The following is a 10759-nucleotide window of genomic DNA, read 5'->3' on the forward strand; positions in this document are numbered from 1 at the left end:
AAAAGTAGTTTGTAGGATTGTTATGCTTGATTTAAGAGGAAAAAAATCTTTTGAAGTTCTAAACCGCTTTGAAATGCTGAAGATTAGCAGCAAAGAAATAGTAGAGGTTGAGGTTTTGGACTCCGATGTTGATAGCATTGGATATAAAGCCTATGCGGATTTGGCACAGCTATTTTTTATGAAACTTTTAACACCGATAAAAAAAGATGAGACAACTACTCTTTTAAGATTCCAAAAACTCGATACCGAGAACTCTTTTCATAAAAGTGATAGCGGCAGTGAAAAATACGGTGTAGAGAGTGAGTTTTTTAATATTGACAAAACCATGCAGTTTAGTTTTTTGTACCATTATCAAAAAGCGTTGGAATTTATAGATATTAAGAGTAAAAAAAGAGTTTTAAATCTGGGCGTAAACAGAGGCGATGAGTTTAAAGTCATAGAAAATATGCTTACATGTAAAGAGTTTAAAAATATCAACTTCGTAGGGATTGACTACTCATCTTCTGCAATTGAGTATGCTAGAGAAAATTTTTTAGATACAAATAATGTAGAGTTTATATGCCATGATATAAATAAGCTTGATGAGCTTGATTTGGGTAAGTTTGATTTGATAATATCAATAGGTACGCTTCAAAGTTCAAATATTGAGTTTAATTCTACGTTTATGTCCATATATCAAAATCATCTGCAAAACGGCGGAGCCATGATACTTGGATTTCCAAACTGCAGATGGATTGATAGTGAAATGATTTATGGAGCAAAAGCTCCCAACTACGGTTTTAGTGAACTTAGTTTAGTTCTAAAAGATATACATTTTTGTAAAAAATATCTTCAGCAAAAGAGATACAGAGTAACGGTTACAGGCAAGGATTATCTATTTTTAACGGCTAGAAAAATAGTCTAAACTTATCCCATATATATCTTTAACTAATTTCATTTATGTTGTTTGTTTTGGGATATACTTTTGAAATTAAATTTCTGAGGGTTTATATATGGACAATTATAATCTGATGCTAGGAAATGAACTGTTTCAAAAGAGCTATTTTAAAGCTCATGAAAAAGAATTTTTAGAGCTTGCAGAAAAAGGTCAGACGCCAAAAGCTCTTTACATAGGTTGTTCTGACTCAAGAGTCGTACCGGACTTGATGACGAATAGCGCGCCGGGGGATTTGTTTGTAGTTAGAAATATAGGGAATTTTGTTGCTCCTTATAAACCAGATGAGGATTTTCACTCGACCGCATCGGCGATAGAGTACGCAGTCAGTGTTTTAAAAGTAAAAAATATAATAGTATGCGGACATACAAAATGCGGAGCGATAGAGGCTATCCACAATAAAAGCTGTTCAGACGACCCGGAACTGGTTCATACTAAAACATGGCTTACTCTTGGAGACAGTGCAAAATCTCAAGCTCTGCTGGCTCTTGGACTAAATGCCGATAAAGATATTTTATATCGTTTAACCGAAAAATTATCGGTAATTTCCCAGATAGAAAATCTTTTAACGTATCCATCTGTTAAAACAAGAATCGATAGCAACGAAATATCGGTTCACGGCTGGATATATGATATAGAGAGCGGTGAAATAGAGTATTACGACCCTGAAATTTCACAGTTTGTTCCTCTTAGTTCACTTAGGGAAGAGAAATCAGAGTAGATATTTTTTAATCCATACGCTCAAAACATATAAACCCCAGATATGTTGTTTAAAGCCTCCCGATGAGGCTTTTTGTATATGCTGTTCTAAAATCTCTCTTTTAAAAATACCAGTTTGCTCATTTACCTCTTTTATAAGATTTATCTTTTTACTCTCTATGAGATACTCCATGTATGGATTTGAGAAACCTTTTTTTCTGCGAGAGAGTATCTTTTCATCTACATGTGGTTTTAATATTGATTTTAAAAGTGCTTTTGTAACACCGTCTTCATAGCGCAATTTAGGGTCAATGCTAAAGACGGCAGATGAAAGTTTATGGTCTAAAAACGGTGTTCGCGATTCGACGCCGTGAGCCATGCTTACGCGGTCTAGTTTTGTCAAGAAGTGTTCTGCTTGAAAAAGATGCAAATCTATATAGCTGTACCAGATACTCTCATCTACATGTAGAGAGTTTTCAAACCTATCTCTGTAACTTTTTAGATATTTTAATGACTCATTGTCTCTTACATTTCTTCGCATAGAGACGTTTTTTTGCAAATCGGTAAAATTTTCGCCGGAGGTTCTAAAGAGCAGGGTATCGTCAAAAACTCTTTTATATCTCTCCCACTCTCTGTTCATTGAAAAGTTTGAGTGAAAATAGCCGCTTAGCCAATTTTTGTTTTTGAGTTTTTTTAGGTTTTCAATGTCTAGAAACTCAAAATATTGTCTATATCCTAAAAATAGCTCATCACTTCCCTCTCCGCTTAATACGACTTTATAACCCTCTTTTTTAATATGCTCAAAAAGCAGATACAGAGGAACTGAAGCAGGGTCGTTTAACGGCTCGTCAAGTGTGTCAAGCGTCTTATCCATAGCATCTAAAAACTCATTTTGAGATATTTCTATCTGTCTGTTTTTTACTCCTAAAAGTTCTGCACTCTCTTTGGCATTTTGCCTCTCGTCATATTTTGCAAAATCTTTGTAGCCAAGTGTATAAGTCTGTAAGTTTACACCGTTTTTTAGCGAGTAGGCGTTTATAGCCGCACTGTCTATTCCGCCTGAGAGAAGCGAAGCCATCGGTACATCAGAGTTTAGTCTGATTTTTATCGACTCTTCAAGCAGATTTTCTAACATGTAAAGCGCTTCATTTTTGTCTGTTATAAGATTTGGTTTTGCATCAAGCAAATCAAAATATCTTTTTATTTCTATTTTGTTATCTTTAAATGTAAGATACTCTCCCGCTGCTAATTTTCTGATATTTTTAAAAAAAGTAAAGGGCGGTGTGGGAGCTAAAAAAGAGAGATAACTAAGGAGCGCATCTTCATCCATCTCTATTTTGTTTAAAAAAGGTACAAGCGCTTTTATCTCCGAAGCAAATATAAAAGATTTTTTGTGCATATAAAAGAGCGGTTTTTTGCCCAGTCTGTCGCGAAAGAGATAGAGTGTTTTATCATCAAGCAGGGCTATGGCAAACATTCCGCGAAGATGAGATACAAACTCCACTCCCCATTTTAAATATGCGGCGATTATAACCTCGCTATCACTGTTTGTTTTAAACTCAAACTCACATGTAAGTTCTTGTCTTAACTCTTTGAAGTTGTAAATTTCCCCGTTAAACGAGAGTAAAATTTTCTCATGAGAAAGAGGCTGATTTGAGCGAAAATCAGTATCTATTATACTTAATCTTTGATGTGCAAAAAAAAGGTTTTTGTTTTGAATAAGACCGCAAAAGTCGGGTCCTCTGTGAGCTAAAAGTGCTAGTGCTTTTTTTGCGACTTTTTCGTCATATTCCCCGATTATGCCAAAAACAGCACACATTAAATAGTTTCTTTTAGAAAAAGGACTGTTATATCACCTTGCATATAGTCATCTTTAAAGATTACTTTTTTAACGCCCAAATCGGCTGCAATCTTCTCTATTTGCGCTGTTGTAAGATAGTTGTATGTTTCGCTTTCTTGTTCGCCGTGAAGGATGTTAAATATAAAACCGACATTGCATGAAGTAAAACAGTTTCGCATAAACAGATGAGTCTCAAAACTATCAAGAACATTCATAGCGCCGCTACAAATATAGTAATCGCTCATCGGAAGCGTATCTTTGCAAATGTCCGCCAGTACAATTTTACACCCTGTTCTGTTTGAAGCGATAGAGTACATGTCAATCAGAGAGTCTATACCGATATACTCTTTTGGGGCTTTTTTCTTTTTTAACATGTAGATGTATAAATCACCGAATCCGCATCCCGCATCCGCTATGCTGTATTTATTTATATTATTTGGCAGCATCTTTAAAATAATATCAAATCTTATTTTTTGAGACTCTTTTGAGTGCCAGTTTACCCCTTTTGCAGTAATGCCGTATTTGTCTATTGCGGTTGAATAAAATTTTTCATTATCGACACGGGACATAATTAAAGAGTACCAAAGAAGTTCATAAGATAGTTTTCCAAAATAATAGATTTAATTTTTGAATTATAATATAAATTATATTTAGATTCTTTTTTGGTGTGGTAAAATAGCCGCAGTTATTAATAAGGAGTTGTTATGAGTCACATGTACAATCTTGCTATCATAGGCGCAGGACCAGCCGGAATCGCTACTGCGGTTGAGAGTTATATGCAAGGGATAAGAGATATAGTTTTATTGGAAAAAGATCAAAATCATAACTCCACCATACGAAAATATTATAAAGATAACAAAAGAGTAGATAAAGACTGGAAGGGTCAAAAAGTTGAGCTTGACGGCAGAATCTATTTTGTTGACGGAACAAAAGAGACGACTCTAGACTTTTTTGACGAGATTTTAAATAACCATTCGGTTGAACTTCAAACACATGTAGAAGTACAAAGTATAGAGAAAAAGGACGGTTATTTCGAGGTTTTTATGGCAGGAAAAAGTATAACCGCTAAATATGTAGTAGTTACGATAGGAAGAATGGGCAAGCCTAATAAACCCGACTATAAGATACCGCCGGAAATAAGAAAAAGAGTAGGATATACGCTTGATGACTGCATGGGCGGCGAGAAAGTATTGGTAGTAGGCGGCGGAGACAGCGCTATAGAGTACGCCGTTGATTTAAGCGTTGCCAATGAGGTAGCAATTTGTTACAGAAGAGAGACCTTTAGACGTGCAAACCCGACAAATCAAAGAGATATAGCAAATGCCATTATGCATAAAGAGGTAGAGGCTATTTTAGGAGTTGATATAGACTCGCTAGAGGCGGTTGAAGGAGATAAAGTAAAAGTAATCTTTAGCGATATAGAACCTCGCGTTTACGATAGAGTTATTTACGCGATAGGCGGAACGACTCCGAGTGCATTTTTGGCAAATTCAGGAATAAATGAAGAGGACGGAAGGCCTGTTCATGACGATAACTATGAGACAAATATCAAAGGTCTTTTTGTTGCAGGCGACATAACTCAAGAATCCGGCGGAAGTATTGCTCTTGGACTAAATCACGGATATGCGATAGCTTGTTTTATTCAGAAGCATCATTAGGAAGAGGGGTTTTATTTCTAAGAATAGAGGGGTCTTTTTCGCTCATAATACCCTCTTGAGTAGTGATAATCAACTCTATTTCAGAGTGAAGATACTCGGAAGTCGTGAGCGGTGTAAAGTTTTTATCTTCAAAAGCGGCTATTTTAGCATTTCTTATAATATCTTCAAGCAGTGAGAAGGATGGAATTTTTGTTGATGATGAGCCTCTTAATTTAGAATCAAGATAAATATTTACCGTTGTGGCTATTTTGTCGTTTAAAAGAGGATGCTCGTCCAAAAGTTTTCTTTTGTTTATCGTTCTTGCAGATTCTAAAACTTCTTGTATGGAGTCGCGAGCAAGTTGCAGTAAAACGGAACGAGACATTCAAAACCCCCTATTATATTCACTCTGCTATATTATACACTATTTTAAATGCTCTTTTTTAAGTTTGTAATTGTTTATCAGTTTAATAACTATCATTATGGAGATTGCTTGAAAAAGAGATGCTAGGACAAGCGCATAGTAATGGAGTTCATCTATGCTTTTCGCATGAAAGGCGAGTGTTGCCATCGCAATTAAAAGTGTTAGCGGCATAGAGTGGGAGAGTCCCATAAGTATAGAGTCTATAAGGCGAAGCTCCTTGATAAATACAAGTGATGCTATAACTCTCATAGCAGTCATGGCTATTGTTATAAAGAGAGCTTTGACTATAAGACCGTCCATAAAAAGAGCTTCGAGATTGAATGAGCTTCCGATGTGAATAAAAAAGATAGGTATTAAAAATCCAAAACCGTAAGAGGAGAGCTTTTCTGGCAGTTCTTTTTTATGTTCAAAAAAAGTAGGTATAAAGATACCTGCCAAAAATGCTCCAAAGGCAAGTTCTAAATCCAAATAGAGCATGGCTCCTACAAGAAGAAAAAATATCCCCATTGAGAGTCTTATGTCCTGCTCTTTGTTGTCCTCATGTGGCATCAAAGATGTTGAAACTTCAGGAAACCACCAAAATATAAGTTCCATTGCACGAAATAGCAAAAACATAAACAGCAAGAACAGGGCAAGCGCAAATATTGTTTTTGCAAGTGCGAAGCCAAGACCGGAATGAAGCGCAGAAGAGGTAAGCGTAAGGAATCCTATGCTCACAATCTCGCCTATAGCTCCTGCGGTCATTGATATTGAAAGCCATGGAGTTTTTCCGTACTCTTTTGAGAGAGTGGCAATCAGCCCCACCGAGATGAGCGGCAGAAGAACTATAAATATCTTTCCGAGGTTGAGATAGAGCGAGAGAGCAATAGAAAAGGCGTATAAAAGGATGATATATATAATTACCTTATTTATCAAATCTTTGGGAGTTTTGAGTGTGTTTTTGAGGTTTATCTCTGTTCCGGCTATAAATATCAGATATAAAAATCCAAACTCAGAGACTATTCTAAAAAGATGCTCTTCATGTAAGAAACCGAAATAACCTAAAATTGCGCCAAAGATAATCTCAACGGGCGTAACAGGGATTCTTAAAAGTTTTGCAAAAAAAGGCGAAGAGACGATTATAAGCGAAATTGTTATGATTAGTACGACATTTTCACTCATCTATCTCTCCTTATAATCTATTTTACTTTTTTTGCAACACTCAAGTTGAGATAATTTAACATCTCTAAATCTCTGCTTGAATCTTGTCCGTTTGTAGTAAGATAATTTCCTATTACAATAGAGTTTGCTCCATAAGCAAAAATCTCATTTTGTCTATCTCCAAACATTATCTCTCTTCCTCCTGCAACCATTATTCTTTGTGCCTCAGGAATCATTTCGCGAGAGAGCTTTATAAGATTTAATGCTTCATCAACACTCAGCGAGTTTGGTTTTAGCTCTAAAGCTTCATTGTGATGATAAAAATTTATGGGTACGGACGATGGGTTTAGAGATTTTAGAGATTCAAGCATAGAGATTCTATCATCTTGGCTCTCTCCAAGTCCGAATATGCCACCGCTAATAAGAACTAGTCCTGCTTCATTTACATTTTTACATGTCTCATATCTCTCATCCCAAGAGTGAGTTGTACAGATAGATGGATAGAACTCTTTTGAAGTTTCAAGATTATGATTGTATGCTTTTATGCCTGCTGCCTTTAGAGTTAAAAGCTGCTCAGTTGTTGCCGTTCCGTTACAAGCTATAAGGCGAAGTTGCGGCACCTCTTTAGTTAAAACTTCAGCAACACTGCATACAAAATCAAGAGTTTTGCCATTTAGCCCCTTATCCGAACTAACAAGACAAAAACCAAGCGCTCCGTTGTTTCTCGCCGAGATAGCTTCTTTTAAAATAAGAGCCATATCTTTTTGTTTATAGCGCTCTATATCAGCTTTATACCTAACACTTTGAGAACAAAACTTACAATCCTCGTTACATGTACCGCTGTTTATATTACAGATAGAACATAAAAAAATCTCTTTAATCATTTGATTCTCGTTTATATCGAAACTCTTCTTCTTTAATTTCATCGCTTTTATTTGCTCTTGTGTATCTTGTAACCAAAAATTCATCCTCTTTAATTTCAAGCATTGCCCACTCTGATAGAGGTTTGTTTCTTGCACACACCTCGCCAGAATTTAAAAAAAGAGTGTCGTTTAAAAACTCTATAGAAAATTGATGAGTATGACCGTATATAACGACTTCCGCATCCGGCAACATGTAAAAGGGAAGGTGCATAAGTTTGAATTTTGTATTTGCTATTTTAAAGTAGTGAGGTTCTTGCACTAAATTAAATCTCTCATGATGCTCAGCTAGATGCGAATCGTTATTACCGTAAACCGCGACATACCTAACGCCGCTGTTATGAAGCGCTTCAAGAGTCTCAACTTCGACTATATCACCTGCATGTATTATAAATTCTGCACCGTTTTTTATTAGAGTGTCAATTGCACGCAGAGTCTTTTTAGCTTTTGTATGTGTATCTGATAGTATGCCTATTTTCATAATATTACTTAGCAGGTATCTCTTCTATAGGTGTTCGGGTTTTACATTTGATACACTCATAAACATCTTTGCCTCTATATACTCTTTGGGCTAAAACACCGCCGCATCCTTCAGCTTTACACCTTATAGTAGTAGGTTCAAATTTAGAGATAAATTTACATTTAGGATAACCGGCACATCCCCAAAAAGCTCCTCTTCTTGAATTTTTAAGACTTATTTCTCCGCCACACTCAGGACATGGAGTTGTACTTATCTTCTCTTCAATATTTATGCTTTTAGTATTTTTACACTCAGGGTAGCCGCTACATGCTAAAAACTGCCCGTTTCTACCGCTTTTTACAATCATATCCTTGCCGCACTTATCGCAAACTTCTCCGCTTGGCTCTGTATTTTCTTGCGTTTTATTCTCTGCACCTTCGACTTGTTCTGTATATTTACATTTTGGAAAACCGCTGCATGCTATAAACTCTCCGAATCTTCCAGAGCGAAGAAGCAATTCTTCTCCGCAATTAGGACAAGCACGACCCAGAGGTTTTGCCATTTTAAGTGAAACTATATTTTTTTTGCCATCTTCTACTTGTTCTGAGAACGGAAAATAAAAATCACTTAGAAGTTTTTGCCAATCATTGATTCCTTCGGCTACTTCATCAAGTTTTTCTTCCATATTTGCAGTAAAAGAGATATCTACTATATCTGCAAAATTTTTCTCCAGTATTTCGGTAACCGTAAATGCCATATCCGTTGGAATAATCTGTTTCTTCTCGATAGTCACATATGTACGTCCGCTTAGGGTTGCAATAGTCGGAGCATATGTTGAAGGGCGTCCAACGCCTTCAGACTCAAGCTTTTTAATTAAAGAAGCTTCAGAGTAGCGAGCAGGCGGTTCAGTAAAATGCTGCTCAGGTTTGATACTTTGTATATCTATCGTATCGCCCTCTTTTAACACAGGTAAAAGTTTATCTTTGTCCTCAGCTCCGGTAAGTGCATAAAAACCGTCAAATATTAGTTTTCGCCCGCTTGCTCTGTATTCGTTCTCTTTACTGCTAAAGAGAATACTTTGTTGCTCAAAAACGGCATCGTTCATTTGACATGACATAAATCTCTCATAAATTAGACGGTAAAGTTTAATCTCATCGGGTTTTAAAAATGAAGATGCTACTTCCGGAGTAAACTGCAACATTGTTGGTCGGATAGCTTCGTGAGCCTCTTGCGCACCTTTTGCTTTTTTGTTATATACTTTAGGCTCGTCTGGTAGATATTTTTTGCCGAATCTGCTCTCAATTACGCCGCGAACAGCGCTAAGTGCTTCATGTGCTAAATTTAGAGAGTCTGTTCTCATGTAGGTAATAACACCGCTTGTTCCGCTTGGTGTTTTTACGCCCTCATAAAGAGTTTGTGCTACCATCATAGTTTTTTTAGGAGTAAAACCCAGTTTGCTTGAAGCAACTTGCTGAAGAGTTGAAGTCATAAACGGTGGAGGTGTTTGGCTTCTTCTCTCTTTTGTTTCAATACTTGAGATAATAAATGAGTCGTTTTTTACGCTTTGCGTTATAGCATCTGCACTATTTTTGTTTGTAATAGAGAGTTTTGAGAGCTTATCTTCTTTGTGCGATATTAGAGTAGCTTCTATATCTTTTTTAAAAATCGTATCGATACTCCAATACTCAACGGGAACAAACGCTCTTATCTCTCTCTCACGGTCAACGACAAGTTTAAGAGTTGAGGATTGAACACGTCCTCCTGAAAGCCCTTTTTGTATTTTTGAACTAAGAAGCGGAGAGAGTTTATATCCTACGACACGGTCAAGGATACGGCGTGCTTGCTGTGCGTTTACCATGTTCATGTCAATTTTTCTTGCATTTAAAAGGGCATTATTTATTGCAGTTTTTGTTATCTCATGAAAAACAATGCGGGGAAGTGTCTGCGGATCTTTTTTTATCGCATGAGCTATATGCCATCCTATTGCTTCTCCTTCGCGGTCCTCATCGGTCGCTATATATATCGTGTCACTCTTTTTAGCTAATGCCGTTATCTCTTTTACGGTTGCAGCATTTTCTTTTGCAACGCTGTACGCAGGTACAAGATGATTCTCTTCATCCACACTGATTCCAAAGCGGGATTTAGGTAAATCCCTTATATGTCCTTTAGATGCAACGACTTCATAATCTTTGCCCAAAAAGTTTTTAATAGTCTTTGCTTTAGCAGGTGACTCGACGATAATTAAATTCAAATAGTTTTCCTATATATAGTAGTATAGTTGTTTTAAGTTTGGAAGTGTATCAAAAAAAGTATAAATAATGAAAATATCGTTAAAGTAAAATTTTGCATTGACGATATAGTAGTATTCAGCATGGAAGCTGTTGAAATTTTTTAAAAGAGCAAAAGGCTCTTACCCGAAAAGGATTTAAGATGGGATTTAGAATAAATACAAATATAGGTGCGATGAACGCACATAGAAATTCGGTTATGAACAATGTGGGACTTGATAAAAGTCTTAACTCTTTGAGTTCAGGTCTTCGCATCAATAAAGCTGCTGATGATTCTGCAGGTTTGGCTATCGCAAATAAACTCTCTGCTCAGTCTCAAGGTTTAGGTCAAGCAATTAAAAACGCAAACGACGGTATCGGTCTTATTCAAACGGCTGACGGTGCTATGGAAGAGTATGGCAATATCATGAAAAGAAT

The 10759-nt window shown here is 36.5% G+C and carries 10 protein-coding genes and 1 pseudogene; 4 read left to right on the forward strand and 7 right to left on the reverse strand.

The window, feature by feature from the left end:
* Nucleotides 1-22 precede the first annotated feature (22 nt).
* Nucleotides 23-904 (forward strand): cyclopropane-fatty-acyl-phospholipid synthase family protein, encoded by an 882-nt coding sequence (locus A2530_RS09050; protein ID WP_294882892.1) that lies wholly within the window; start codon nucleotides 23-25, stop codon nucleotides 902-904.
* Between the two features lie 88 nt (nucleotides 905-992).
* Nucleotides 993-1655: a carbonic anhydrase gene (locus A2530_RS09055; RefSeq protein WP_294882891.1), complete on the forward strand. Its 663-nt coding sequence runs from the start codon at nucleotides 993-995 to the stop codon at nucleotides 1653-1655.
* Here the strand turns inward: A2530_RS09055 and asnB are convergent.
* Together asnB and A2530_RS09065 are read right to left on the reverse strand one after the other, a co-directional pair.
* The gene (gene asnB / locus A2530_RS09060; protein ID WP_294882890.1) at nucleotides 1647-3452 is read right to left on the reverse strand and encodes an asparagine synthase (glutamine-hydrolyzing); all 1806 of its coding nucleotides are present in this window, start codon (nucleotides 3450-3452) and stop codon (nucleotides 1647-1649) included. The genes A2530_RS09055 and asnB overlap by 9 nt on opposite strands.
* Nucleotides 3452-4042: a class I SAM-dependent methyltransferase gene (locus A2530_RS09065; RefSeq protein WP_294882888.1), complete on the reverse strand. Its 591-nt coding sequence runs from the start codon at nucleotides 4040-4042 to the stop codon at nucleotides 3452-3454. Before A2530_RS09065 ends, asnB begins: the two co-directional genes overlap by 1 nt.
* A 135-nt stretch (nucleotides 4043-4177) precedes the next feature.
* On the opposite strand from A2530_RS09065, the gene A2530_RS09070 reads away from it, so the two are divergent.
* Complete coding sequence (locus A2530_RS09070) at nucleotides 4178-5131, forward strand: NAD(P)-binding domain-containing protein (RefSeq protein ID WP_294882885.1); 954 nt, start codon at nucleotides 4178-4180, stop codon at nucleotides 5129-5131.
* On the opposite strand, the gene A2530_RS09075 is transcribed toward A2530_RS09070, so the two are convergent.
* Genes A2530_RS09075 through topA form a run of 5 tightly spaced genes read right to left on the reverse strand, consistent with a single transcriptional unit; the run spans nucleotide 5112 to nucleotide 10305 of the window.
* A complete protein-coding gene (locus tag A2530_RS09075) occupies nucleotides 5112-5495 on the reverse strand; it encodes an AMMECR1 domain-containing protein (protein WP_294882883.1) in 384 nt (127 codons plus the stop codon). The genes A2530_RS09070 and A2530_RS09075 overlap by 20 nt on opposite strands.
* Nucleotides 5496-5534: 39 nt before the next feature.
* Nucleotides 5535-6695: a cation:proton antiporter gene (locus A2530_RS09080; protein WP_294882880.1), complete on the reverse strand. Its 1161-nt coding sequence runs from the start codon at nucleotides 6693-6695 to the stop codon at nucleotides 5535-5537.
* 17 nt (nucleotides 6696-6712) lie between these two features.
* The gene (locus tag A2530_RS09085; RefSeq protein ID WP_294882877.1) at nucleotides 6713-7558 is read right to left on the reverse strand and encodes a biotin synthase; all 846 of its coding nucleotides are present in this window, start codon (nucleotides 7556-7558) and stop codon (nucleotides 6713-6715) included.
* The gene (locus tag A2530_RS09090; RefSeq protein ID WP_294882874.1) at nucleotides 7551-8075 is read right to left on the reverse strand and encodes a YfcE family phosphodiesterase; all 525 of its coding nucleotides are present in this window, start codon (nucleotides 8073-8075) and stop codon (nucleotides 7551-7553) included. Before A2530_RS09090 ends, A2530_RS09085 begins: the two co-directional genes overlap by 8 nt.
* A gap of 4 nt (nucleotides 8076-8079) precedes the next feature.
* Nucleotides 8080-10305 (reverse strand): type I DNA topoisomerase, encoded by a 2226-nt coding sequence (topA, locus tag A2530_RS09095; protein WP_294882871.1) that lies wholly within the window; start codon nucleotides 10303-10305, stop codon nucleotides 8080-8082.
* Between the two features lie 179 nt (nucleotides 10306-10484).
* Here topA and A2530_RS09100 point away from each other — a divergent pair.
* Nucleotides 10485-10759, forward strand: a pseudogene (locus A2530_RS09100) (flagellin); the annotation flags it as partial.

This window comes from Sulfurimonas sp. RIFOXYD2_FULL_34_21 (assembly GCF_001830805.1).
In the GTDB taxonomy this organism is placed as follows: Bacteria; Campylobacterota; Campylobacteria; order Campylobacterales; family Sulfurimonadaceae; genus Sulfurimonas.

Coding starts and splice junctions, on each gene's coding strand:
- A2530_RS09065 (WP_294882888.1), bottom strand. CDS start 4,042: ATGTCCCGTGTCGATAATGAAAAATTTTATTCAACCGCAATAGACAAA.
- A2530_RS09090 (WP_294882874.1), bottom strand. CDS start 8,075: ATGAAAATAGGCATACTATCAGATACACATACAAAAGCTAAAAAGACT.
- A2530_RS09080 (WP_294882880.1), bottom strand. CDS start 6,695: ATGAGTGAAAATGTCGTACTAATCATAACAATTTCGCTTATAATCGTC.
- A2530_RS09075 (WP_294882883.1), bottom strand. CDS start 5,495: ATGTCTCGTTCCGTTTTACTGCAACTTGCTCGCGACTCCATACAAGAA.
- A2530_RS09050 (WP_294882892.1), top strand. CDS start 23: ATGCTTGATTTAAGAGGAAAAAAATCTTTTGAAGTTCTAAACCGCTTT.
- A2530_RS09085 (WP_294882877.1), bottom strand. CDS start 7,558: ATGATTAAAGAGATTTTTTTATGTTCTATCTGTAATATAAACAGCGGT.
- A2530_RS09055 (WP_294882891.1), top strand. CDS start 993: ATGGACAATTATAATCTGATGCTAGGAAATGAACTGTTTCAAAAGAGC.
- A2530_RS09070 (WP_294882885.1), top strand. CDS start 4,178: ATGAGTCACATGTACAATCTTGCTATCATAGGCGCAGGACCAGCCGGA.
- asnB (WP_294882890.1), bottom strand. CDS start 3,452: ATGTGTGCTGTTTTTGGCATAATCGGGGAATATGACGAAAAAGTCGCA.